This window comes from Kitasatospora sp. NPDC056273, from assembly GCF_042268845.1.
Lineage (GTDB): Bacteria > Actinomycetota > Actinomycetes > Streptomycetales > Streptomycetaceae > Kitasatospora.
Genome location: NZ_JBHJSJ010000083.1, coordinates 1 through 24,791, shown reverse-complemented (window position 1 = coordinate 24,791; position 24,791 = coordinate 1). Strand labels below are relative to the sequence as shown.

Genomic DNA, 24,791 nt, shown 5'->3' with positions numbered 1-24,791 from the left:
ACGTACGGACGAACGCGTGGACAACGGGGTGCGGCCCGCACGCCGTGAGGCGTACGGGCCGCGGGGGTCAGCTAGCGGCGCTTCACTCGGAAGCGGCCTCGCCGCCCTCCTCGCCCTCGATGACCGGGATCAGGGAGAGCTTGCCGCGCGGGTCGATCTCGGCGATCTCGACCTGGACCTTGGCGCCGACGCCGAGGACGTCCTCGACGTTCTCGACGCGCTTGCCGCCGGCCAGCTTGCGGATCTGCGAGATGTGCAGCAGGCCGTCCTTGCCCGGCATCAGCGACACGAACGCGCCGAACGTCGTGGTCTTGACCACGGTGCCCAGGTAGCGCTCGCCGACCTCCGGCATGGTCGGGTTGGCGATCTGGTTGATCGTGGTGCGGGCGGCCTCGGCGGCCGGGCCGTCGGCGGCACCGATGTAGATGGTGCCGTCGTCCTCGATCGTGATCTCGGCGCCGGTGTCCTCCTGGATCTGGTTGATCATCTTGCCCTTGGGGCCGATGACCTCACCGATCTTGTCCACCGGGATCTTGATGGTGATGATGCGCGGCGCGTTCGGGGACATCTCGTCGGGCGAGTCGATGGCCTCGTTCATCACGTCGAGGATGTGCAGGCGGGCGTCCTTGGCCTGCTTCAGCGCGGCGGCGAGCACCGACGCCGGGATGCCGTTCAGCTTGGTGTCCAGCTGGAGGGCGGTGATGAAGTTGCGGGTACCGGCGACCTTGAAGTCCATGTCGCCGTACGCGTCCTCGGCGCCGAGGATGTCGGTCAGCGTGACGTAGTGGGTCTCGCCGTCGATCTCCTGGGAGATCAGGCCCATCGCGATACCGGCGACGGCGGCCTTCAGCGGCACACCGGCGTTCAGCAGCGACATGGTCGAGGCGCAGACCGAGCCCATCGAGGTGGAGCCGTTGGAGCTCAGCGCCTCGGAGACCTGGCGGATGGCGTACGGGAACTCCTCGCGGGTCGGCAGCACCGGCAGCAGGGCGCGCTCGGCCAGCGCGCCGTGGCCGATCTCGCGGCGCTTGGGCGAGCCCACGCGGCCGGTCTCACCGACGGAGTACGGCGGGAAGTTGTAGTTGTGCATGTAGCGGCGGCGCGTCTCCGGGGAGAGCGTGTCCAGCTGCTGCTCCATGCGCAGCATGTTCAGCGTGGTGACGCCCAGGATCTGGGTCTCGCCGCGCTCGAACAGGGCCGAGCCGTGCACCCGCGGGATGGCCTCGACCTCGGCGGCCAGGGTGCGGATGTCGGTGACGCCGCGGCCGTCGATGCGGACCTTGTCCTTGATGACGCGCTCGCGGACGACCTTCTTGGTCAGCGCGTTGTAGGCGGCGCTGATCTCCTTCTCGCGGCCCTCGAACTCGGGCAGCAGCTTCTCGGCGGCCAGCGCCTTGACGCGGTCCAGCTCGTTGTTGCGCTCCTGCTTGCCGGCGATGGTCAGCGCCTGGGCGAGCTCGTCCTTGACGGCGGCGGACAGCGCGGCGAGGACGTCGTCCTGGTAGTCCAGGAAGACCGGGAACTCGCCGGTCGGCTTGGCGGCCTGGGCGGCCAGCTGCGACTGCGCGGCGCACAGGACCTTGATGAACGGCTTCGCGGCGTCCAGGCCCGAGGCGACGATCTCCTCGGTCGGCGCCTCGGCGCCGCCCTCGACCAGCTTGATGGTCTTGTCGGTGGCCTCGGCCTCGACCATCATGATCGCGACGTCGCCGTCCGGCAGGACGCGACCGGCGACGACCATGTCGAAGACGGCCGACTCCAGCTCGCTGTGGGTCGGGAAGGCGACCCACTGGCCGTTGATCAGCGCCACGCGGACGCCACCGATCGGGCCGGAGAACGGCAGGCCCGCCAGCTGGGTGGAGGCGGAGGCGGCGTTGATCGCGACCACGTCGTACAGGTGGTCGGGGTTGAGCGCCATCACGGTGACGACGACCTGGACCTCGTTGCGCAGGCCCTTGACGAAGGACGGGCGCAGCGGGCGGTCGATCAGGCGGCAGGTGAGGATCGCGTCCTCGGAGGGCCGGCCCTCGCGACGGAAGAACGAGCCGGGGATGCGGCCCGCGGCGTACATCCGCTCCTCGACGTCCACGGTCAGCGGGAAGAAGTCGAAGTGCTCCTTCGGCTGCTTGGACGCGCTGGTGGCCGACAGCACCATGGTGTCGTCGTCCAGGTAGGCCACGGCGGAGCCGGCGGCCTGACGGGCCAGACGGCCGGTCTCGAAGCGGATGGTACGGGTGCCGAAGGAACCGTTGTCGATCACGGCCTCGGCGTAGAACACGTTCTCTTCCACCTGGAAGATCTCCTCTTTCGTACGTCTCCGGGAGAGCGTCCCCGCGTACTGCCTGCGGTGGGCCCCGGGCCCTCCTCGGGGAGGGCGGCAGTCGGGCCGGTCTTCGATCGAAGCCTCCGGAGTGCCCCGCTCGGTCTGCGGGGGTTCCGACGGCCACTACCGAGGACCGGCGCCTCACGGCTGCCGGGCCCGGAAGGGCGGTCCGCGTCTGGACGCTCTCTCGGATGCGGGCGGCTTCCGTTTGAAGCCTTCGTCCCGCGGGGGGGGGTTGGGTCCTTCTGCCCGGGTGGCGCGCTGGTGCGCCATCACCCGGCATGCCCACAACCCTACGGTGCAATCCTCGGCCACCTGGGGAGGTGCGCGCGAGTTGTTATCTGCGGGCGCCGCGGCTCAACGGCCGCGGCATACGCGCGAGGGGCGGCTCCCCGGTGTGGGGAGCCGCCCCCGAGCGGCGGTCTTAGCGGGCGCCACCGGCGGCACCGCGGCGGATGCCCAGGCGGTCGACGAGCGTACGGAAGCGCTCGATGTCCTTCTTGGCCAGGTACTGCAGCAGGCGGCGGCGCTGGCCGACCAGGATCAGCAGGCCACGACGCGAGTGGTGGTCGTGCTTGTGGGTCTTGAGGTGCTCGGTCAGGTCCGAGATACGACGGGAGAGCATGGCCACCTGGACCTCGGGGGAACCGGTGTCGCCCTCCTTCTGGCCGAACTCGGCGAAGATCTGCTTCTTGACGTCAGAGGCGAGAGCCACTGCAACTCCTTCAGGGTCTACCGAGCGGTCCTGGTCGACAACACAGGACTCATCGAGAACTCGGTGTCGCGGGCGCGGCCGGCGGTCGTCGACCCACGGGGGGCGGACACACGGCTGCGCTCGAAGGCCAAGCGTACCAGTGCCGCCCACCCGGCCGTTCGGCGGTCGGGCGGGCGGCTCCGGGGACGGTTCCGGGGCCTCCGCGGGCGGCTCCGGGGGGCCTGCGGTCAGCTGGTGGCGCCGCGGACCAGCCGGTAGACGTCCAGGACGGCGAGCGCCAGCGGGACCAGCGAGATCAGGGTGAGGCTGTCCACCAGGTCCAGGATGCGACCCCAGAACGGGGAGACCCCGAGCCGCGGCACCACCAGGGCGATCGCGGTGAGCAGCGCGGCGCCGAAGGCGATCGAGGCGGTCAGCCAGATCGTGCGCAGGTCGAGCTCGGTGGTGGAGCCAGCCGCCCGCAGGAAGAACTGCGGGGTGTGCAGGGACAGCCCGACGATCAGCAGGCTCAGGCCGAGCAGGCCGGCCACCGTGAGGCTGAGCACCTGCGCGGTGTAGCGGAACAGCCGGGCGCGCAGCATGGTGGTCAGGCCCAGGGCGAGCGCGAGCACCTCGGGGAAGGTCTCGTCGGTGAAGCCGAGGACGGCGCAGGCGCCGACCACGACCGCGGCGCAGCCGCCGACCAGGCCGACCAGCACCTCGTGCCCGCGGCGGGCCTGGTGCGCGATCCGCTCGTACTGGACGGCCTCGGCGCGCTCGGCCTCCTCGTCGTAGTCGCGGCTGCGGGTGCGGGTCTGGCCGGGGGCGCTGAAGCCGACCGGCAGCCGGGCGAACCGGGCGGAGAGGCTGGGCAGGAAGCCGACCACGGCGACGGCGGCGACGCCGGTGACGGCGGCGATGTGCCCGGCCGGGGTCTCCGGCAGCAGGACGGCCGCGAAGGTGGCGAGCGCGCCGGCGGTGGAGACCAGGGCGGCGGCGACGAACACCGCGTCCTTCTCCGGCAGCAGGCCGGCCAGCAGTACGGAGACCACCAGGGCGGCGACGCAGCCGACCAGGAACTGGAGCCGGCCGGGGCCGTCCCCGAGGTGGGCGACGGCGATCACGCCGCTGCCGCCGATCATGGCGTGCGGCAGCGCGCCGAGGCCGAGCGCGACGGCCGCGTGGGCGTCCTGGTAGACCCGGGCGCGGACCCCGGCGAGCGCGGTGAGCACGACGGCGGTGACGCCGGCCAGCACGCCGGGCAGGCCGTGCATGTCGTGGCGCAGGTCGGAGAACCAGAGCGCGAAGCCGAGCAGGGTGAGCAGCACCCCGGCGCCGATCAGGCCGAAGCCGCGCATCAGCTCGGCGGTCCAGAACCGGCGGTCGGCCTCGACGGCGCTGGCGATCGCGTCGGCGACGTCGTCGTAGACGGCCGGCGGGAGCGACTCGGCGAAGGGGCGCAGCGCCAGCAGGTCGCCGTCGCGGACCTGCTGGGCGGCCAGCGGCAGCCCGCTGTCGAGCACCGTGCCGTCCCGGCGGACCAGGTGGAAGCCGGTGGGGGTGCCGTCGGGCTGGCTCTGGTTGGCCAGCCGCAGCACCTCGGGGTAGACGTCCGCGAGCGGGACGTCCTCGGGCAGGGCGACGTCGATCCGGCGGTCCGGGGCGACGACGGTCACCCGGCAGTAGCCGGTGGCGGCCGCGGTGCTCACGCTCCCACCCCGCTTCGCCCGGCAGGCGCTCCGCCCACTGCGCGGTGTTCGATGATGAGCTCGCTCCGCTCACTCATGCCCGCACCTCGATCCTTCGACGCACGTGGCGCTCCCCCTTGTTGACGGTGCCGAGGCCCGGCGGCGCTCGGTGTTGCTGTGGAACCGGCCCGACCGGGCCGCGAGTTGGCGCGGCGTTACCCTACCCGTTCGGTTCGTGTCCGGTGCCGGTGCGTACCGGGCCCTGGCGGGCGGTGCGGGGGCGACCGTTAGGATCGGCGCCTGCGCAGAGGTACGGGGGCTGCGCTGGGTGGGGCGTCCCCAGTCACCGGATTCCCGTACGGAGCGTGCGCAAGTCACGTGAGGGCTGATGCCGAAGTGATCGATCGACGCCGCGGGGTGGATGACACATGGGTGTGATCACGGTCAAGCGACCGGCCAGGGCGTATCCGCCCACCGTGCCGGACGAACCGGTGGAGCTGGTGAGCCCGCCCGAACTGCCCCGGCAGGGCGGCGAGGACTGGCTGATGAGCATCCTGCCGATGCTGGGCATGGGCGGATCGGCGGTGTTCTTCTTCTCGCCGGGGGCCGCCGCACCCATGAAGATCATGGGCGGTCTGATGATCGCCTCGACGGTCGGCATGGTGCTGGCGCAGATCGTCCGGGCCCGCAAGGGCGGCTCGACCGCGATGGCGGACGAGCGGCGCGACTACCTGAAGTACCTCCAGCAGACCCGCCGCCAGGTGCGCCGCACGGCGGAGCGCCAGCGCGGCGCGCTGCTGTTCCTGAACCCGGCCCCGGACCAGCTCTGGTCGATCGTCGAGGACGGCCGCCGGCTGTGGGAACGGCGCACCGGGGACGGCGACTTCGCGCAGATCCGGGTGGGCCTCGGGCCGGTGCAGCTGTCCACGCCGCTGGTGGCGCCGCAGACCGCGCCGATGGACGAGCTGGAGCCGCTGTCGGCGGCCGCGATGCACTCCTTCCTGAAGGCGCACGGCACCCTCCAGGACCTGCCGCTGGCGGTCTCGCTGCGGGCCTTCTACCACATCACGGTGTGCGGGGACCCGGACTCGGTGTACGGGAACGTGCGCGCGATGATCGCCCAACTGACCACCCTGCACTCGCCGGACGACCTGATGGTGGCGGTCGCGGCCGCGCCCGGCGCGGCCGAGGAGTGGGAGTGGACCAAGTGGCTCCCGCACAACCAGCACCGCAAGGAGGCCGACGGCGCGGGCTCGCGCCGGCTGTTCGCCGCCGACCTGGGCGACCTGGAGTACCTGCTCCAGGACGAGCTGGCCGGCCGCCAGCGCTTCGTGCGGGAGGTGGCCCCGCCGGCCGACCAGCCGCACCTGGTGGTCGTCATGGACGGCGCCGGGGTGCCGCACGACTCGCTGCTGGCGAGCCCGGAGGGCGTGCAGGGCGTGACGGTCATCGAGGTGGTGCCGGGCGAGGTCGACGAGCCCAGCGGGCACCTGATGGTGACGGTCAACGCCGAGGAGCTGGTGCTGCGCTCGGCCTCCGGCGCGACGTACACCGGCAAGCCGGACCTGCTCTCGGTGTGGCAGTCCGAGGCGCTGGCGCGGCAGTTGGCGCCGTACCGGATCTCGGCCGGCGGGGACGACGAGCCGCTGCTGTCCAACCTCGACTTCACCGACATGATGAGCTCGGGCGACCCGGGCTCCTTCGACGTGGCCCGCAGCTGGCGCCCGCGCGCCCAGCACGAGCGGATGCGGGTGCCGATCGGCGTCGGCGCCAACGGCGAGCACGTCTACCTGGACATCAAGGAGGCCGCGCTGGAGGGCATGGGCCCGCACGGCCTGTGCGTCGGCGCGACCGGCTCCGGCAAGTCGGAGCTGCTGCGCACGCTGGTGCTGGCGCTGGCGATGACCCACTCCTCGGAGATCCTGAACTTCGTCCTCGCCGACTTCAAGGGCGGTGCGACCTTCTCCGGCATGGCGGACATGCCGCACACCTCCGCGGTGATCACCAACCTGGAGGGCGAGCTCACCCTGGTCGACCGCATGCGCGACGCGATCGAGGGCGAGCTGCACCGCCGCCAGGAGCTGCTGCGCTCGGCGGGCAACTACGCCAACATCCACGAGTACGAGCGGGCCCGGGCGGCCGGCGCGGCGCTGGACCCGCTGCCCTCGCTGGTGCTGATCATCGACGAGTTCTCCGAACTCCTCAGCGCCAAGCCCGACTTCATCGAGATGTTCATCCAGATCGGCCGGATCGGCCGCTCGCTGGGCGTGCACCTGCTGCTGGCCTCGCAGCGCCTGGAGGAGGGCAAGCTGCGCGGCCTGGACACCTATCTGTCGTACCGGATCGGTCTGCGCACCTTCTCGGCCGCGGAGTCCCGGGCGGCGATCGGCGTGCCGGACGCCTACCACCTGCCGCCGGTGCCGGGTGTCGGCTACCTGAAGTTCGGCGAGGATGTGATGGACCGGTTCAAGGCCGCCTACGTCTCGGGGCCGTACCGGGCGCCGGGGCAGCAGCGGTCGACCGGCGGGCGGCGGGTCGACACCCGCCCGGTGGAGTTCACCGCCGCCTTCGTGGACCTCCCGGACCCGGTGGAGGTGGAGGTCGTCCCGCAGGCCCCGGAGCAGGACGACGCGCTGGTGGACACCGTCCTGGACGTCTTCGTCCAGCGGATGGCCGGCCAGGGCCCGGCCGCGCACCAGGTGTGGCTGCCGCCGCTGGAGGAGGCGCCGAGCATGGACCACCTGCTGCCGCCCCTGCAGGTCGTGCCGGAGCGCGGGCTGACCGCGCCCGGCTACCCGGCGGGCCGGCTGCGGGCGCCGATCGGCATCGTCGACCGGCCGCGCGAGCAGAAGACGGACATCCTGGAGGTCGACTACGCGGGGGCGGCCGGCCACGGTCTGATCGTGGGCGGCCCGCGCTCCGGCAAGTCGACCGTGGTGCGCACCATGGTGGCCTCGTTCGGCCTCACCCACACCCCGCTGGAGGTGCAGTTCTACCTGCTCGACTTCGGCGCGGGCAGCTTCCAGTCGCTGGGCGGGCTGCCTCACGTCGGCGGGGTGGCCGGGCGCCTGGACGTGGACAAGGTGCGCCGGATGGTCTCCGAGGTGCACGGGGTGCTCAACCGGCGCGAGGAGCTGTTCCGGGCCGCCGGGATCGACACCATCGCCACCTACCGGGCCCGCCGGGCGGCCGGCCAGCTGCCGGACGAGGCCTTCGGCGACGTCTTCCTGGTGATCGACGGCTGGAACACCTTCAAGCAGGAGTTCGAGGGCCTGGAGCCGGTCATCGGCGACATCGCCCAGCGCGGCCTCGGCTACGGCGTGCACCTGGTGATCACCGCGGCCCGGTACGCCGAGGTGCGCCCGGCCCTGAAGGACCTGCTGCAGAACCGGACCGAGCTGAAGCTCGGTGACGCGATGGAGTCCGAGGTCGACCGCCGGGTGGCGCAGAACGTCCCGTCGCTGGCCGGGCGCGGCATCACCCCGGAGCGGCTGCACTTCCTGTCCGGCCTGCCGCGGCTGGACGGCTCCTCCTCGGTGGAGGACCTCCAGAACGGCGTGGCCGGGCTGGTCGCCGCCGTCGACGGGGCCTGGACCGGCCCGCGCGCCCCGCAGGTGCGGATGCTGCCGGCCGTCCTGGACGGCCACGCGCTGCCGAAGGGCTTCGAGCACCCGGAGCGCGGCGTCGCCTTCGGTGTGGACGAGGCGGAGCTGGCGCCGGTCTTCGTCAACTTCGAGACCGACCCGCTGTTCATCGTCTTCGGCGACACCGAGTCCGGGAAGTCGGCGGTGCTGCGGATGCTGATCAAGCAGATCACCGAGCGGTACACCCCGGACCAGGCCGGCATCGTGGTCGGCGACTACCGGCGCGCGCTGCTCGGCACCGTACCGCCGGAGTACCTGGTGGAGTACGCGGCCGCGCAGCCGGCCATGGCGGCCATCGTGGACATGCTGCGCGGCGCCTGCTCGCGCCGCCTGCCGGGCCCGGACGTGACCGCCGAGCAGCTGCGCAACCGCAGCTGGTACAGCGGCAAGGACATGTTCGTGATCGTCGACGACTACGAGCTGGTCGCGACGAGCTCGGGCAACCCGCTGGCCCCGCTGGCCGAGTTCCTGCCGTTCGCCCGCGACATCGGCCTGCGGGTGATCGTGGCCCGCAGCGCGGGCGGCGCCGGCCGCTCGCTGTACGAGCCGGTGCTGCAGCGGATGCGCGAGCTCGGCGGCCAGGGCGTGATCCTCTCCGGCAACCGGGACGAGGGCGCGCTGCTGGGGACGGTCAAGCCGCAGGCGCTGCCGCCGGGCCGCGCCGTCTTCGTGTCACGCCGCGTGACCAGCGGGCAGATGGTCCAGACGGGCTGGCTGCCGGTGGCGTAGCCGCGCCGGCCGTCACGGACGGTGAGCGAAGGGGTCGGACTCGTGGAGTCCGGCCCCTTCGGCGTCCCGGGTTCCGAAACGTTACCTAGATCTTTCCGGGCGGGGGCTGCGGTTCCCGTACCCCGCCGGGGAGTTGCCTGGCGTCTCAGGGGCACCTGGGCGTATCACCGCTCACTCGAAGTACGACCTTGGAATCGCGGTCTGCCCTCTTTGTTCACCTTCGATTCAATTGCCATGTGGCCAAAGTAACAAGTCGGACAAAGCTGGCAATGACCGAACGTGATCATCGGATCGTATGTCTATGCCGTTCACCGCAACGGATTCCGAAGCAGTTCCGGCGTTGACGCGATCAATACGCCCAAGGTTCCATGGCGGCCAGGGAGCGCCTGGAACCGGACACCGAGCAACCAGCCAGCGGAGGCGATACCGCTCCCACCCCAGCACCGCACAGAGCCGATCGGAAGCCACATGACCGACACGCTTCGCCCGCCACAGACCGTAGCCGCCCCCGCGGCCGAGGCGGCAGCGCCCCAGCAGCTCAAGCGCTCGATCGGCGTCGTGGGCGGCACCCTGCTCACGCTGTCCTGCGTCACCCCCGCCTCGACGCTCTTCGTGATCGTGCCGGAGCTGTTCTCCAGCATCGGCAGCGCCACCGCGCTGGCCATCGCGATCGGCACCGTGCTCTGCGTCGCGGTCGCGTTCTGCTACTCCGAACTCGGCACCCTGATCCCCAGCGCCGGCGGCGAGTACGCGATGGTCGGCACCCTGGCCGGGCGGCTGATGGGCTGGCTGGTCTTCGTGCTCTCCCTGATCGTGGTGATGATCGTCCCCTCGGTCATCGCCCTCGGCACCGCCGACTACCTCGCGCCCGTCCTGCACCTCGACAAGGCCATGACCGGCGCCGCCGTGATGCTGGCCGCCACCCTGGCCGGCCTGCTCGACCTGCGCGCCAACGCCTGGATCACCGGCGTCTTCCTGGTCCTGGAGGTCATCGCGGCCGGCGTGGTCTCGGTGCTCGGCTTCGCCCACACCAACAGCGACGCCCCCAGCCTGCTGCACGGCGTGGTCACCGGGGACGGCGGCGCCACCACCACGGTGAGCGTCGGCGCCATCGTCGGCGCGCTCGGCATCGCCCTGTTCATCACCCAGGGCTTCTCCACCGCCGTCTACCTGTCCGAGGAGCTGGAGAACCCGCGCCGCAACGTCTCGCGCACCGTGCTGTGGACGCTCGGCATCTCCTCCGCGATCATCCTGGTCCCGGTCGTCGCGATCACCGTGGGCGCCCCCGACCTGCAGACCCTGGCCTCCGGCGACATCTCCGGCATGGTCACCGCCTGGAGCAACTCCGCGGTCGGCACCTTCATCAGCCTCTGCGTCGCGCTGGCCATCATCAACGCCGGCATCGTCATGGTCATCCAGAACTCCCGGGTGCTGTTCGCCTCCGCCCGCGACAAGGCCTGGCCGGAGCCGGTCAACAAGGCCTTCGGCACCCTCGGCCGGTTCGGCTCGCCGTGGATCGCCACCCTGGCGGTCGGCCTGCCCGGCGCCGCGCTCTGCTTCGTCAAGGGCGAGCTGCTGAGCAACATCACCGGCGTCGCCGTCACCGGGATGTACCTGCTGGTCGCGATCGCCGCGCTGCTCTCCCGCCGCGGCCACCACAAGCACGCCTCCGCCTGGCGGATGCCGCTGTGGCCGGCCGTCCCGGTCGTGCTGATCGCCGTCCTGGTCTACGTGATGACCAAGCTGGACACCGAGCCCCTGCTGTGGACCGGCGGCATCACCGCCGCCGCCACCCTCTACTGGCTGTTCTACCTGCGCCCCCGGCAGGACACCCGCTGGGTGATCAGCCTCCCCGAGGACCAGCAGGACTGACCCCCACCCCTCCCCCACACGGCGGTGCCCCGGGCCTCCCCCAGGCCCGGGGCACCGCCGTCTCCCGCGCTACTTCTTCGGCGTCCACTGCGGGCTGGTGGCGACCGCCCTCAGCTCCGCCTCGGTCAGCAGCGGATCGCCCTTCGACACCAGCGTGACCAGGACCTCCACGCCGTCCGGCCGCATCGCGTCCACGACCTGCACCCCCTTCGGGACCTTGGCCGCCGCGCCGCGCGCCAGGAGCCTCGTCCCGTCCGGCAGGGTCTCCGCGCCCTGGTACGCCTCCGGCCCCGGCCGGTCGTCGGGGGCCTTCGCCCAGTTCTCGACCGTCAGCGTCAGGGTCCCGGTCCGCCCGCCCCCGGCCAGCTCGAAGTCCGCCCGCAGGTCCCGGCTCCTGCGGTCGGTCACCGTCACCCCGGCGGGCAGCAGCCCGGTCAGGACGGACTCGCGGTCCTGCAGCGACAGGCCCGGGTCGATCGCCTCGGTGTCGACGCCGTCGAACCGGAGGGCCGCGACGACCCGGTTCCAGGACGGGTCCGTGACGACGGCCTTCAGCTGGTCCGGCGTGAGCGGCGGGTTGGGCCGACTGTCGGGCGCGTCCTTCTCCTGGGGGGAGTTCCACTCGCTGAGGCCGATCAGCCCGCCGTCCGGACGGGCCACCGAGGCGCGCCACTCCTTGGTGGTGGCCCGGTGGTCCGGGTACTCGTAGCCCTGGGTGAGCATGAGCTTCGACCCGTCCGGCAGCACGGTGACGGCGCAGGAGTCCAGCGAGGCGAGCTTGAGGTCCGTCGGGCAGGTCTGCGGCTGGACGTCCTTGGGGCGGTGCTTCTGGATGCTGAGGCCCATCAGCGACCGGCCCTGGCCGTCGTCGAAGACCAGGTTGGCGTCCGCGTACATCCCCTTGTTCTCGTCGGTTCCGTGCCCCTTCGCGTCGGACACCTGGCCCTTGGGCAGCAGGGCCTGGAAGGTGGCGACCACCTCGTCCCCGGTGATCACCACCGGGGCGGAGGACTTCACCGAGGTCGGGGTGGCCGAGGCGGTGGCGCCGTCGCCGCCGGCGGTGGCCGCCGGGGCGGAGGCCGCGCTCACCGTGCCCTCGTCCCTCGCCCCCGGGAAGCCCAGGTACACCGCGCCGGTGCCCACCAGGGCCAGCGCGGCCGCCCCGCCCACCACGGCGGCGGTCGAGCGGCGGCGCCAGCGGCCGCGGCCGCGCCGGTAGCCGCCCGCGGCCAGGTCGGCCCGGCCGGGGCGGAAGCCTTCGCCCGTACGGGTGAGGGCATAGAGAAGATCGTCCTCGAACTTGTCCGGTTCGGACATGGGTGTTCACCGTCTCCTTGCGTCGCGGGTGGTGGTGAGAGGTACCGGGCGGTCGGCGGCCGGCCTCAGCGGGCGGCGAGCTCGGCCAGCGAGTCGCCGAGCAGGGCGCGCAGCCGGGCCAGGGCCCGGGTGGTGCGGGTACGGACGGCCCCGGAGGAGACCCGCATGGCCTCGGCGGTCTCCTCGACGCTGCGGTCCTCCCAGTAGCGCAGCACCAGGACCGCGCGGTCCTTGGGCGGCATCCGGCCGAGCGCGTCGAGGAGGGTCAGCCGCAGCGTGCGGTCGGCGTCCTGCCCCTCCGGCTCCGGCAGGGCGTCGCTGGGGCGCTCGCCGCTGGAACGGCGGCGCTGCTGGGCGAGGAAGGTGCGCACCATCACGGTGTGGGTGTAGGCCGCCGGGTTGTCGATCCGGCCGCGTCCGGTGAAGGCGCTGCGCCGCCACAGCACGTACATCCGGCTGAGGGCCTCCTGCACGAGGTCCTCGGCGTAGTGGGTGTCGCCGCTGGTGAGCAGGCAGGCCGAGCGGTACAGGTGGCCGGTCCGGCCGGAGACGAGTTCCAGGAACTCCGCGTCCTTGGCCTCCCGGCCCGCCCCGATCCACCCCATGCGCCCTGCCCCCCGCGGTCCGCCGTCCCTGACACTTCATCGATGCGGCGGGCGGGCTGCGGTGTTACAGGGGTTCCGGCGGTTCTTCGACGCGCCGGCCCGGTCGGGCCCCGAGCTGGCGGGGGTCGGGCGTCAGTCGGCGGACTTGCGGCGGTGGTCGCGCAGCACCGTGCCGCCGCCGATCAGCAGGGCGACCAGCAGCGCGCCGACGCCGAGGACGTACGTCGCGGTGCGGCTGTCCCGGTCGGCCTGGGTCTCGCCGAGACCCACCGGGCGCGGCACGATCGGCGCGGCGGCGAGCTGCACCGGGGCGTCCGGGGTGGGCGCGAAGGGCGCGTCGTCGGGGGCCTTGGTGACGGCCCTGACCGGGTCCACCACGCCCCAGCCGGTGAAGTTGTCCGGCTCGCGCTGGGTGCGCTGCGCGGTCTGCTCGATCCAGGCCCGCACCTGGGCCGCCTTCCAGTTCGGGTGGGCGCTCCACAGCAGCGCGGCGAGCCCGGAGACGTACGGGGCGGCGAAGCTGGTGCCGTTGTCCACGCACTGGCCGCTCCCGGGCACGGTGGACAGCATGTCGACACCGGGCGCGGCGACCTTCACGAAGCCGCCGTACTGGGAGAACGGCGCGCGCTCGTTGTTGCGGTCGGAGGCGCCGACGGCCAGCACGGTCGGGAAGGCGCCCGGGTAGGTGTCGCCCTCCTTGCCGTCGTTCCCGGTGGAGGCGACCACCACGATGTTCTTCGCCTCGGCGTAGTCGATGATGGCCTTCAGCTCCTGGTACCCGCCGAAGCGGGCGTCGCCCGCGCCGCGCACGTCCTGGGAGATGTTGATGACCTTGACGCCGGGCTGGTCGGCCGCCTTCCTGATCGCCGTGACCAGGGTGGAGACGTCGCCGTTGCCGTCGCTGTCGTTCTGCCGGATCGAGAAGATCCTGGCGTCGGGGGCCAGTCCGACGAAACCGGTGGCCTTCCTGGGGCCGGCCGCGATGATCCCGGCCACCTTGGTGCCGTGGCCGACCGGGTCCTCGATGGACTTGCCCGGGATCGCCTCCTTGGTCTCCCGGTTGACCAGCAGGTTGGGGCCCTCGTCGACCTTTCCGCTCAGCTGCGGGTTGTTGACGTCCACCCCGGTGTCGATGACCGCGACCGTCACGCCCGCGCCGGTGGTCTTCCCGCCCTGCCACAGCTCGTCCAGCAGCAGGCGCTGCAGCGACCACGGCACGGTCGGCACGTCGGGCGCGGGCTTGGGGCAGTCGCCGGCCGCGGCCAGTCCGGGCCCGCCCTCGGCGTACGCCGGGGCGGCGAGCGGGCCGCCCAGCACCGCGAGCGCGGCGAGCGCCGCGGCCGCCTTCCGGTACCCGTGTCGGGACACCCTGCCACCCCTCATGTCGTCCACCCGTGTCGCGCGTCGGGGGCGGGTGCCCGGAATCCGGGTACCCGCCCCCTGCTGTTCCCTACGGAACCCGAACGTCAGCCCCAGAGCTTGGCGTTGGCGTCCTCGGTCGTCCGGTAGCTCTGCGCGGCCTGGTCCAGCGAGGTCGCGATCTGCGTGCAGGTCTTCTGCAGGTCGGCGGCGCGGGCGTCCCACTGGGCCTGGTGGGCCTGGTAGCCCTCCTGGGCCGCACCCTGCCAGCTGGAGGCGATGCGGGTGACGTTGCCCTTGAGGTCGTTCAGCAGGTGGTCGATGCGGCTCGCCGAGGCCTTGACCTCCTCGGACGCGTGGTGAACGGTCTCGAAGTTGACGAGAATGTGGTCGGACACGTTGTCTCCCTAGACGAGGGTGCGGAGCGCCACGCGGTCAGTGGCGGGCGCTCCGCGGAGCGGTGGATCGGGACAGAACGGCGGTCGGCGCGGGTGCGACGATCAACGCGGAAGCGGTGATCAGCCCTGGGCCGAGGAGAACATCGCCTTCTGCTCCTCTTCGGTGCTCGCGTAGTGCTTGGTGGTCAGCTCGATCGCGTGCTTGATCGCGGTCAGCGACTCCTTCAGCTTCGCGATGTCCTCGTTGACCCGGTTCTGCAGGGTCGTGTAGGCGCTCGCGGCCTGGCCCTGCCAACCGCCGGTGATGCCGGAGACCGTGCTGATCAGCTTGGTCCGCTCGGCCTCGATCTTGCCGATGGCCTCTTCGATCTGCTTGGCGAACGCCAGCATCTCCTGCGCCGTCATCGTGAACTGACCCTGAGCCATGCTCCACCGTCCCCCATGAGACAACATTTTGCGTGCACGGAGGGCCCGCGAGGGGCCCCACCGTGCCATCACCCGTGTGATGTCCAGCAGCACTGTAGTCGGCACACGCAGCTCGCCCAACACCGAGCACAGAGTAGTTACCAGACCATGACACTGCGGCCAATTCGGTTGCCGCGCTTGGCCGGTCAGGCGTTCTGCGGCTGGGCGGCGCTCTTCGCGGTCAGCGGCGGACCGGCCGGAACCAGGTTCGACCACTCCTTCGGCACCGGCAGCGGCTGGACCCCCTGGTAGCCCAACCGGGCCTGGTTGCCGCCCGGTTCCTCCTGCTGGCCGGGCTCCTGGGACGGCGCCCCGGGGGCCGGCGTGGCCGTCGGCTGCGGCGTCGGCTGCTTCGGCGGGGCGCTCTGGCCGGGCTGCGGCGAGGCCGTGGGACGCTGGCCGCCGTCACCGTTGGACGGGACGGAGTAGCGCAACCCGGTCTCGGTGATCAGGAAGTCGGTCCCGGAGCCGGCCGCCGCGTGGTCCAGCGAGCGGTAGAACAGCCCGTGACCGGGGGTCACGTACGCGGCCCCGGCGCCGTTGTTGTACGGCGCGGGGTACGTCGTCCCGGCCCAGACGCTGCGCTTGGCGGTGGCCCCGTCCGCGGCGACGCCGTCGTAGGTGCTGCACACGACCATCCGGGCGTCCTGGCGGTCCTGCCAGTTGTTCACCGGCGCACCGGTCTTCAGCGGCCAGTCCGGCGCGGTGCCCTTCAGCGCGACGTCGCCGCCCCACTGGGCGTTGTCGGCCGGGATCATCTCGTCGCTGCGCGGCTTCTTGTCCTGGTCGTACTTGTAGAGCATCTGGTACGCCGGGTTCTGCCGGATCAGCTCCGCCTGGAACGGGGTGACCAGGAACAGCTGCTCCTTGCCGACCACGTAGTGGCGGTCCTGGTAGTGCACCAGCCGGCCGACCCGGCGGTCGGCCTGGTTGCCCAGCTCCACCTTGGAGTTGGCGCCCTGGCTGTCGGCCACGCCCTCGACCTGCGGGAAGGTGATCGGGGTGGCGGTCACCAGGGTGTCCAGCCAGTCCCGCTTGACCCGCTGCGGCACCGCGTTGGGCCCGAACACCGCGGTGATCAGCGCCTTGCGCTCCTTGTCGTCCGACTGCGGGGTGCCGATCTCGTGCTTGCGGCCCTGCGCGTCGACCAGGAACACCGCCGCACCCGAGGCGGCCGGCTGACCCGCCGCCGGCGCGGCCGAGATCTGCTGCTCGTCGGCCTGCTGCACCAGCATCAGCTGGTCCGGGCCGAGCATCCGGTCCTTGGCCGCCAGCGCCGTCGCGTCCGCCCCGGCCGCCACGAACACCGCCTGGTTGACGGTCTCCTGCTTGTCGTCCGAACCCGGGCGGTCGCACACCGCCCACTTCATCGGCTTGTTCGCGTTGTCCGTGGTCGGCAGCTTGTCCGGCGCGTACGGGATGCCGATCGTCGGCCCGTGGTTGGGGTAGCGGTCGAGCACCCCGTCGTCCACCACCACGACCTTGGCGCCCGCGGGCAGCACCAGCCGCGCCGAGGACATGTTGAGGACCTGGTGCAGCCGCTTGGTCTTGTTGTCCTGGTCGGTGAGCACCACGTACCGGGTCGTCGACTGCTTGCCCTGGATGATGTTCTTGCCGTCGTCCCACTTCACCGGCGCACTCGGCTTGAAGACCCCCCAGAGCCCGAAGCCGGCCACCACCACCGCCCCGGCCAGCACACTCGGCAGCACCGCCTTCACCGGACGCGGCGCGTCCTCGTCGCTGCCGCCGCCGGCGGGCAGCAGGAAGGCGCCCACCGTGCGCTTGCGGGCGAAGGTGTACGCGTTCAGCTCGTCCCGGCGCGATGCCATACCTCGTCGTCCCCCTAGTCAGACGTTGTCGGGCGTTGTCAGACCGACCTGCCCCGTGGTCACCCGCCGGGCACGAACCGGCGCGAACCCTCTACGATGCGGCAGCAGACGGTGAGTACGGTACGGGTACGGTCCGCGACACAGCCAGCCGGGCCGCGAGAACGGATCAGAGAGGGCCACCGGGGGATGCCAAGCCAGACCGCTCCAGGACGCCGCCGCAGTGCGGGCGGCGGGAGGGCGCGCCGGGCCGGCCGGGCGCAGCACAGCACGCCGACGGCCGAGACCGGGACGGGGACAGGACCGGGGACGGGGCCCGACCGGCCGCAGTCGACCGGCACCGGGGGCGGCGGCGCCGTCCAGGTCCGGATCAACCCCCGACCGGGGCTGCTCGGCGGGCGGTTGAAGCTCCAGCAGCTCGTCCTGGTCGAGGTCGCGGCGGCCCTGGTCGCCGTCGGCTGGACGATCAGCCGGACGGTCGCGGCCGGCTTCGGCGCCGTCGCGCTGGTGCTGCTCGTGCTCGCCCTCCTCCCGGTGCGCGGCCGCACCGTCCCGGACCTGCTGCGGGTCCGCGCCGCCCTCAAGTCCCGCCGCAGGCAGGCCCGGACGCTGCTGCCGCCGGCCGGCACCGACCCGGCGCTGGCGCCCGCGCTGGAGCTCGAACCGGGGCTGCGCACCTGCACCCACGCCACCGAGGCCGAGTTCGGCGGCCGCCCGGTCCGCCGGGAGACCGGCATGGTCGGCGACGGGACCTTCCTCACCTCGGTCCTGCTCGTCCAGGCCAAGGACCAGCCGCTGCGCCCGGTGCGCACCGCGCTGCCGCTGCCGCTGGACGTGGTCTGCTCGGCGCTCACGGTGGACGACATCACCCTGGAGTCGGTGCAGCTGGTCCAGCACACCCAGCCCGCCCCCGCCCAGCACCTGCCCGAGCAGTCGCTGGCCGCCCGCGCCTACCGCGAGCTGCCGGACGGCACCTCCACCCCCGGACTGCGGCTGACCTGGGTCGCGCTCAAGCTCGACCCGGAGCGCGCGGCGACCGCCGTCCGGGCCCGCGGCGGCGGCGAGGAGGGCGCCCGCAAGGCGCTGCAGCGGGTCACCGACCAGCTGGCCGGCCGGCTCAACAGCGCGGGCTTCAACGCGACCGTGCTGGACGAGCGCGAGCTGATCGCCGCGCTGGCCATCGCCACCTGCGCCAACCCGATCGCGGTGGCCGGCCGCCAGGGCACCGGCAGCGGCGGCGGCACCACCCGCCGCACCCAGGAGGGCAACCGGTTCTGGCGGATCGACGACCGCTGGCACACCACGTACTGGATCTCCCGCTGGCCGCAGCTCAGCCGCCCCGGCGGCGCCCCCGGCCGGATCGCCGCGCCGGACCTGGTCAACCTGATCACCGGCTCGCCGGCCCTCGCCAGCACCTTCAGCCTGACCGCCGGGCACGGCACCGGCGGCTCGGTGACGGTCAGCGGGCACCTGCGGGTGACCGGGCGCAACGAGAGCGAGGTCGGCCAGGTCGGCCGCCAGGTGGAGACCCGGGCCCAGAGCACCGGGCTCGGCCTCGTCCGGCTCGACCTGGAGCAGGCCCCCGGCATGCTCGCCACCCTGCCGCTCGGAGGGGCTTCCTGATGGCGTACCAGACCTACCCCACCGTCGGCCCGCAGCCCGGGGCCGAGCAGCGCCGGACCAGGCCGCGGATCCTGCCCGGCTTCGGACTGCGCGGCCCGCGCCGGGAGAAGCACGTCCTGGAGGCGGCCGACCTCGCGGCGCTGGCCTTCCCGGTCGGCGACGACGGCGTGGTCATCGGCGTCGACCCGCAGGGACTGCCCGCCGTGCTCGGCCTGTTCCGCCCGACCTCGTACGACCTGGTGCTCGTCGGCGGCATGTGGACCGCGCAGGTCATCGCGCTGCGGGCGGCCGCGATCGGCGCCCGGGTCGCGGTGGAGACCGCCCGCGGGCAGCTGTGGGGCCCGCTGGCCCAGGCCGCCGGCGGCGGCCAGCCCTGCGTGACGGTCCACCAGGTCGGCCGGCTCGGCCCGCAGGGCGCCTCGGTGGCCTCGCCGGTCCTGGTGGTGCGCGACCTCGGCGCCCGCCCGCCGCGCAGCCGGCTCTCCGCCGCGCCCTGGCAGACCACCCTGACCCTGCTGCCCTACCTGGGCCCGAACGCCTCCCGGGTGCTGAACGCGGCCGACCTGGTCGGCGTGCAGCGGATCTCGCCGCAGGAGGCGGAACTGACCGGCCGGGTGCTCTCGCTGCCCCCGGAGGACGTGGCCGCCCTGCCCACCCTCGGCGACGACCTCACCCTGTGGGCGACCCGGATGCGGCGCCAGTACGTACGGGCCGTGGCCGGGCAGGCCGAACAACAGGTGCTCGGCGGGCCGCGCCGGATGGACTGAGCAGCGGCTCGCCGCACCGGGCGGGCCGTCGGGGAACCGAAGCCGCCTTCAACGGGGGTTGCCGTACGGCCTAGTCTTTGATGCGGCAACGGCACCGCTGAACAAGCGGCGGCGAACACGAGGGAGCCAGAAAAGTGAGCAGCGATCGGGACGGCGTCTACGTCGGCGACAACGCGGCGGAGGACGACGACGACTGGTCGGACGCGCCTGACTACACTCCCCCGTCCTGGTACGTGCAGACGGAGCCCGCTTCGGCTCCGGCCGCTGGGGCTCCGGCCGCTTCGGCTCCGGCTGCCGGGGCTCCGGCCTCGACCGACGCCCCGGTGCCCGCCGCCGCCGCTCCGGCGCAGGCCCAGCAGGCCCCGGCGCAGCAGGCCGCTCCGGAGAGGCAGCAGGCTCCGGTGCCCGGCCAGGCCGCCGCCCCGGCGGCGGAGGCCGCGCCGGCCGCCGTCCCGGCCCCGACGCCCGCTGCCACGCCCACGCCCGCCGCGCCGGTCCCGCCGGTGCAGGCCGAGGCGCAGCACGTCCCGTTCCCGGCGGCCGCCCCGGCTCCGCCGGTCGCCGAGCAGCCGCAGGCCGGTGCCCCGGCCTGGCCGACGCCGGAGGCCGCGGCGCAGCAGCCCGCGCCGCAGCCGTACCCGGCGCCCGCCCCTGCTCCCGCGCCCGTCGCGCCCGCGCAGCCGCAGAACTTCGCGCAGCCGCCCGTCCAGCAGGCCCCGCCGCAGCACCCCCAGGACCCGTCGGCCTCCTGGGACCCGCAGGCCGCGTGGGCGGCCCAACAGGCCCAGCAGGCCCAGCAGCCGCAGCAGGTCCAACAGCCGCAGCAGCCGCAGCCGCAGCCGCTGCCGCCCCAGCACGCCGCCGCCCCGCAGCAGCCCGGCCCGGTGCCCCAGCCCGGCCCGGTGGACCCGCGCCAGGGCGGCTGGCCGCAGCCCGCCGCGTACCAGCAGCCGGTCCCGCCGCAGCCCGGCCCGCAGGCCCAGCCCGGCCCGCCGCTGCCGGGGCAGCCGCTGCCCGGCCAGCCGTGGCAGCAGCAGCCGCAGGCCCCGCAGCCCAGCGCGTTCCAGCAGGCCGCCGCCCCGCAGCAGACCGCGCACGGCGCGCCGCTCGGCTACACCGCCGCCGTCGAGCTGTCCTCGGACCGGCTGCTGCGCAGCCAGCCCAAGCAGCAGCGCCAGCAGCCGCGCTTCCAGTTCGGCGGCAAGGCCGCGGCGGCCGAGAAGGCCCGCAAGCTGGAGATCATCCGCACCCCGGTGCTGAGCTGCTACCGGATCGCCGTGATCAGCCTCAAGGGCGGCGTCGGCAAGACCACGACCACCACCGCGCTCGGCGCGACCCTGGCCAGCGAGCGCCAGGACAAGGTGATCGCGATCGACGCCAACCCGGACGCCGGCACCCTGGGCCGCCGGGTGAAGCGCCAGACCGGCGCGACCATCCGCGACCTGGTGACGGCCATCCCGCACCTGCGCAGCTACATGGACATCCGTCAGTTCACCTCGCAGGACCTGAACTCGGGCCTGGAGATCCTGGCGAACGACGTCGACCCGGCGGTCTCGACCACCTTCAACGACTCGGACTACCGCCAGGTGATCGACGTGCTGGGCCGCCAGTACCCGATCATCCTGACCGACTCCGGCACCGGCCTGCTGTACAGCGCGATGCGCGGGGTGCTGGACCTGGCCGACCAGCTGATCATCGTCTCCACCCCCAGCGTGGACGGCGCCTCCAGCGCCTCGACCACCCTGGACTGGCTCTCCGCGCACGGCTACGCGGACCTGGTCCAGCGCAGCATCACGGTGGTCTCCGGGGTACGCGAGACCAGCAAGATGATCAAGGTCGAGGACATCGTCGCGCACTTCCAGACCCGCTGCCGCGGCGTGATCGTGGTGCCGTTCGACGAGAGCCTGGCGGCCGGCGCCGAGGTCAACCTCGACATGATGCGGCCCAAGGTCCGGGAGGCCTACTTCGAGCTGGCCACCCTGGTCGGCGAGGACATCATCCGGGCCCACCAGGCCGCCGCCGCCCAGCAGGCCGGCTGGCAGCAGCAGGCCCAGGCCGGCTACCCGCAGCCGGGCGGCCCCCAGCCGTACGCCGACCCGCAGCAGCAGGCCCAGGCCGGCTACCCGCAGCAGGCCGGCCAGCCCGCCCCCGGGGCGCCGTGGGCCCCGCAGCCCGGCCAGGCCCCGCCGCCCCCGCCCGGGTACGGCTACCCGCAGCAGCCCGCCCCCGGGGCGCCCTGGCCGCAGCAGCCGGGGCCGGGCTACGGCTACCCGCCGCCCCCGCCCCAGCAGTGACAGCGACGGAAGGGGCCCACCGACACCAGGTCGGTGGGCCCCTTCCGTCGTTCTGCGACGCCTCGGACGCCGTCGCTCGGATGCCGTCGGTCAGATGCCGTCGGTCAGCTCGCGGGCCCGCTTGACGTCGTCGGCCATCCGGTCCAGCAGCGCGTCGATGGAGTCGAACTTCTCCATCCCGCGCAGGTAGGCCAGGAAGTCCACGGCCACGTGCAGCCCGTACAGGTCCAGGCCGACCCGGTCGATGGCGTACGCCTCCACGGTGCGGGTGGTGCCGTCGAAGGTCGGGTTGGTGCCGACCGAGATCGCCGCCGGCATCCGCTCGCCGTCGGCGGTCAGCCAGCCCGCGTACACGCCGTCCGCCGGGATCGCGCTGTGCGGCACGGTGTCGACGTTGGCGGTCGGGTAGCCCAGGTCGCGGCCGCGCTGCGCGCCGCGCACCACCACGCCCTCGACCCGGTGCGGACGGCCCAGCACCTCGTTGGCGCCGGCCATGTCCCCGGTCTCCACCAGCCGGCGGGTCAGGCTGGAGGAGAACGGCTCGCCGTCCCCGGCCGTGCCGCACACCTGGAGGTCGACCACCTCGACCTCGAAGTCGTCCGCCCGGCCCAGCTCGCCGAGCAGCTCGACGTTCCCGGCCGCCCGGTGCCCGAAGCGGAAGTTGGGGCCCTCGATGACGACCCGCGCGTGCAGCGCGTCCACCAGTACCTGCCGGACGAAGGTCTCCGGGGACTCCTGGGAGAACTCGGTGGTGAACGGCAGCACCAGCACCGCGTCCACGCCCAGCTCCGCGATCAGCTCGGCACGGCGCGGGTGCGGCGCGAGCAGCGGCGGGTGGCTGCCCGGGCGGATGACCTCGCGCGGGTGCGGGTCGAAGGTCACCACGACCGCCGGGACGCCCAGTTCGCGGGCCCGCTCGACCGCCCGCCCGATGATCAGCTGATGTCCTCGGTGCACCCCGTCGAACGAGCCGATGGTGACGACGCTGCGTCCCCAGTCCCCGGGGATCTCCTCCAGGCCACGCCAGCGCTGCACCTGACCGCTCCTTGTTCCGTACGGCGCGTACCCTCTGTACGCTCAAACGCTCAAAACCCGAACCCCTATAGCGTGCCATGCGCCTGCCCCGGCTCAGGCACCGGAATACGGGTTGAGCCCGCCGAGGGCCCCGCGGCCCGCCCGGAGACGGCCCGCTCGGCCTCCGCGGCGGCGTACTGCGGGTCCCGTCCGGCCGCCGCCAGGGCCCGCATCCGGGCCAGCCGGGGGCCGTCCGGGGCGGTCGGCGCGGCCCCGGACGGCCACCGGGCGAGCAGCCGGGCGAAGGCCGCCGACCGCCCGGCGCAGCGCACCAGCAGCTCGTCCGCGCCCGGCAGCCCGGTGCCGGCCCGGGCCAGCACCGCCCGGGCCCGGGCCGGGTTCTCGGCCGCGCAGTGCTCGGCGAGCCGCTCCACGGCGACGGTCAGCACCGCCGGGTCGGTCTCGGCGGCGAGCAGGGTGTCCAGCAGCTCGCAGCGCAGCGCGTCCGCCGCCGGGTCCGCCACCGGGAGGGACAGCACCTCGGCGAACGGCCGCCGGACGGCCGCGCTGCGGGCCGCCAGCGCGGCGCCGATCAGCACCCGCAGCTCCAGCCGGTCGGCCGGGCCGGCGGCGGCGCGCGCCAGCCGGCGGCCGAGGTAGTCGACGGCGACCGGGCCGGCCAGCCCCGGGTTCCCGCGCAGCAGCCCGGCGGCCAGCTCGGCGCCCCGCCGCACGGCCGCCGGGGCGGTGGCGTCGGCGAGCACCCGCAGCGTCTCGGCGGGGGCCGCGCCGGGGGCGGCCGAGCAGTCGGCGAAGGCCGCCAGGACGGGTTCCGGGTCGCTCTCCAGGGCCGGGGCGAGCGCCCGCGGGGTGAGGAAGGCGTCGCCGCCGGCCCGCAGCAGGGCGAGCGCGGCCGGCAGGTGCTCGGCCCGGGTCGCCGGATCGCCGACCAGCAGCGCCAGCGCGGCCCCGTGCAGACCGGGCTCGTCCTCGCGGGCGAGCAGGGTCAGCGCGGTGTACCGCAGCAGCTCGACCCCGGCCCCGGCGGCGTACGGGGCGGTCCGCAGCGCGTGCACGGCCGCCGCGACGTGCCGCTCGGGCCGCCGGTCGTGGCTCCAGCGGTCCACCGCGCGGCAGAGCGCGGACGGCTCCTCGGCGGCGAGCACGGTGAGCAGCGCGTCCGCCCGCGGGTGCGCGGCGGCGGCCAGCGCGTCGGCCAACTCGTCCAGGGCGAGCCGCCGGTGGGCGTACAGCAGGTCGTGGGCGAGGTCGGCGACGGTGCGCCCCGGGCGGCCCGACAGGCCGCGCGGGTCCTCGAACCAGGCGCAGAGCAGCGGGAACACCCCGACCGGGTCGGCGCGCAGCCGCTGGGCCACCACGGCGAGGAAGCGCTGCCCGGGGCCGTCGGCGGCCACCAGGCTGCGCAGCAGGGCGAGTTCGGCCTCGACGGGCAGGCCGAGGCCGGTCCAGAAGGCCGGCCCGAAACGGCCGAGCCCGGCCGCCGCGAGCGCCACCGCGCCCGTCCCGCCCGCCCGTTCGGCGATCCGGGCCGCCATCTGGTCGAGCAGTGCCCGGTGTTCGGCCGGGTCCGGGCCGACGGCCAGGCCCTCGGCGAGCAACCGGGCCGCCCACCAGGCGGGTTCGCTGCCCGGCGGGCGCAGGTCCAGGGCGCGCCAGATCCGGTGCAGCCACGGGTCCAGGGCGCCGGCGCCCCAGGTCGCGGCCACCCGGCGCAGTGCGGCGGCGACCGGGCCGATCCGGTGCCGGGGGACGGCGTCCGCCCCGGCGGCCGTCCCCGCCGTCTCCGCCGCCGGGTGGCCGACGGGCTCCGCCGCCTCGTCGGCGGGCCACGGCGGGGTGTCCTCGGCCTCGCCGAGCAGCAGCCGCAGCGCCGCGTCCAGGTCCAGGTGCCGGCCCTGCAGCCAGTCCGCGAACTCCCCGTGCGCGAAGCGGAACCCGGGCCCGGCCGGGACGAACAGGCCCTCGGCGAGCACCGCCGTGGCCCAGCCGCCCTCGACCGGGAACAGCTCCTCGAAGGCGGCCCGGTCCAGCCCGCCGCCCGACCGGCCGCCGAGCATCCGCCGGGCCGCCTCGTGCACCCGCCCGGCCACCGCCGCCGCGAGCCGGCGCACCCGCCGGTGCCGCGGCCCGGCCGGCCGCACCGCGCCCCGGC

15 protein-coding genes and 1 pseudogene are annotated in these 24,791 nt (G+C 73.8%); 5 read left to right on the top strand and 11 right to left on the bottom strand.

The genetic code is table 11. The features are described from left to right. Positions 1 to 82: 82 nt before the first annotated feature. The 3 genes from ACFCY1_RS38815 to eccD form a co-directional block, all read right to left on the bottom strand. Positions 83 to 2,290 (bottom strand): polyribonucleotide nucleotidyltransferase, encoded by a 2,208-nt coding sequence (locus tag ACFCY1_RS38815; RefSeq protein ID WP_049651681.1) that lies wholly within the window; start codon positions 2,288 to 2,290, stop codon positions 83 to 85. A gap of 457 nt (positions 2,291 to 2,747) precedes the next feature. Further along, positions 2,748 to 3,038, bottom strand: a complete 291-nt coding sequence (rpsO, locus tag ACFCY1_RS38810) for a 30S ribosomal protein S15 (RefSeq protein WP_031072625.1) — start codon at positions 3,036 to 3,038, stop codon at positions 2,748 to 2,750. A 227-nt stretch (positions 3,039 to 3,265) separates the two neighbouring features. Further along, a complete protein-coding gene (eccD, locus tag ACFCY1_RS38805) occupies positions 3,266 to 4,726 on the bottom strand; it encodes a type VII secretion integral membrane protein EccD (protein WP_049651682.1) in 1,461 nt (486 codons plus the stop codon). Positions 4,727 to 5,133: 407 nt separating this feature from the next. On the opposite strand from eccD, the gene eccCa reads away from it, so the two are divergent. Both eccCa and ACFCY1_RS38795 read left to right on the top strand, forming a co-directional pair. Then, positions 5,134 to 9,078, top strand: a complete 3,945-nt coding sequence (gene eccCa, locus ACFCY1_RS38800) for a type VII secretion protein EccCa (RefSeq protein ID WP_074006411.1) — start codon at positions 5,134 to 5,136, stop codon at positions 9,076 to 9,078. A gap of 468 nt (positions 9,079 to 9,546) precedes the next feature. Next, positions 9,547 to 10,950: an APC family permease gene (locus tag ACFCY1_RS38795; RefSeq protein ID WP_049651684.1), complete on the top strand. Its 1,404-nt coding sequence runs from the start codon at positions 9,547 to 9,549 to the stop codon at positions 10,948 to 10,950. A 69-nt stretch (positions 10,951 to 11,019) separates the two neighbouring features. Here ACFCY1_RS38795 and ACFCY1_RS38790 read toward each other — a convergent pair whose 3' ends face one another. The 6 genes from ACFCY1_RS38790 to ACFCY1_RS38765 all read right to left on the bottom strand — a co-directional run bounded on the left by ACFCY1_RS38790 (position 11,020) and on the right by ACFCY1_RS38765 (position 16,923). Next, complete coding sequence (locus ACFCY1_RS38790; RefSeq protein WP_375877579.1) at positions 11,020 to 12,267, bottom strand: hypothetical protein; 1,248 nt, start codon at positions 12,265 to 12,267, stop codon at positions 11,020 to 11,022. A 65-nt stretch (positions 12,268 to 12,332) separates the two neighbouring features. Further along, positions 12,333 to 12,872 (bottom strand): SigE family RNA polymerase sigma factor, encoded by a 540-nt coding sequence (locus ACFCY1_RS38785; RefSeq protein WP_117487808.1) that lies wholly within the window; start codon positions 12,870 to 12,872, stop codon positions 12,333 to 12,335. Positions 12,873 to 13,004: 132 nt separating this feature from the next. After that, positions 13,005 to 14,240: a type VII secretion-associated serine protease mycosin gene (mycP, locus tag ACFCY1_RS38780; RefSeq protein WP_375877578.1), complete on the bottom strand. Its 1,236-nt coding sequence runs from the start codon at positions 14,238 to 14,240 to the stop codon at positions 13,005 to 13,007. Positions 14,241 to 14,338: 98 nt separating this feature from the next. Then, a complete protein-coding gene (locus ACFCY1_RS38775) occupies positions 14,339 to 14,629 on the bottom strand; it encodes a WXG100 family type VII secretion target (RefSeq protein WP_049657362.1) in 291 nt (96 codons plus the stop codon). 120 nt (positions 14,630 to 14,749) lie between these two features. Further along, positions 14,750 to 15,055, bottom strand: a complete 306-nt coding sequence (locus tag ACFCY1_RS38770) for a WXG100 family type VII secretion target (protein ID WP_063780319.1) — start codon at positions 15,053 to 15,055, stop codon at positions 14,750 to 14,752. A 185-nt stretch (positions 15,056 to 15,240) separates the two neighbouring features. Next, positions 15,241 to 16,923, bottom strand: coding sequence for a type VII secretion protein EccB (locus ACFCY1_RS38765; protein WP_049657366.1), 1,683 nt, complete (start codon positions 16,921 to 16,923; stop codon positions 15,241 to 15,243). A 186-nt stretch (positions 16,924 to 17,109) separates the two neighbouring features. On the opposite strand from ACFCY1_RS38765, the gene eccE reads away from it, so the two are divergent. The 3 genes from eccE (at position 17,110) to ACFCY1_RS38750 (ending at position 21,604) form a co-directional block, all read left to right on the top strand. Beyond that, positions 17,110 to 18,543, top strand: a complete 1,434-nt coding sequence (gene eccE, locus ACFCY1_RS38760; RefSeq protein WP_375877577.1) for a type VII secretion protein EccE — start codon at positions 17,110 to 17,112, stop codon at positions 18,541 to 18,543. Further along, the gene (locus tag ACFCY1_RS38755; protein ID WP_049657368.1) at positions 18,543 to 19,310 is read left to right on the top strand and encodes a hypothetical protein; all 768 of its coding nucleotides are present in this window, start codon (positions 18,543 to 18,545) and stop codon (positions 19,308 to 19,310) included. The genes eccE and ACFCY1_RS38755 overlap by 1 nt, the downstream gene beginning before the upstream one ends. Before the next feature lie 134 nt (positions 19,311 to 19,444). After that, positions 19,445 to 21,604 (top strand): MinD/ParA family protein, encoded by a 2,160-nt coding sequence (locus ACFCY1_RS38750; RefSeq protein WP_375877576.1) that lies wholly within the window; start codon positions 19,445 to 19,447, stop codon positions 21,602 to 21,604. Between the two features lie 90 nt (positions 21,605 to 21,694). Here the strand turns inward: ACFCY1_RS38750 and ACFCY1_RS38745 are convergent, their stop codons facing one another. Next, a complete protein-coding gene (locus ACFCY1_RS38745) occupies positions 21,695 to 22,639 on the bottom strand; it encodes a bifunctional riboflavin kinase/FAD synthetase (RefSeq protein WP_074006407.1) in 945 nt (314 codons plus the stop codon). 65 nt (positions 22,640 to 22,704) lie between these two features. After that, a pseudogene (locus ACFCY1_RS38740) lies at positions 22,705 to 24,791 on the bottom strand (serine protease); the annotation flags it as partial.

Coding starts and splice junctions, on each gene's coding strand:
- eccCa (WP_074006411.1), top strand. CDS start 5,134: ATGGGTGTGATCACGGTCAAGCGACCGGCCAGGGCGTATCCGCCCACC.
- ACFCY1_RS38795 (WP_049651684.1), top strand. CDS start 9,547: ATGACCGACACGCTTCGCCCGCCACAGACCGTAGCCGCCCCCGCGGCC.
- ACFCY1_RS38790 (WP_375877579.1), bottom strand. CDS start 12,267: ATGTCCGAACCGGACAAGTTCGAGGACGATCTTCTCTATGCCCTCACC.
- ACFCY1_RS38785 (WP_117487808.1), bottom strand. CDS start 12,872: ATGGGGTGGATCGGGGCGGGCCGGGAGGCCAAGGACGCGGAGTTCCTG.
- ACFCY1_RS38770 (WP_063780319.1), bottom strand. CDS start 15,055: ATGGCTCAGGGTCAGTTCACGATGACGGCGCAGGAGATGCTGGCGTTC.
- ACFCY1_RS38765 (WP_049657366.1), bottom strand. CDS start 16,923: ATGGCATCGCGCCGGGACGAGCTGAACGCGTACACCTTCGCCCGCAAG.
- eccE (WP_375877577.1), top strand. CDS start 17,110: ATGCCAAGCCAGACCGCTCCAGGACGCCGCCGCAGTGCGGGCGGCGGG.
- ACFCY1_RS38755 (WP_049657368.1), top strand. CDS start 18,543: ATGGCGTACCAGACCTACCCCACCGTCGGCCCGCAGCCCGGGGCCGAG.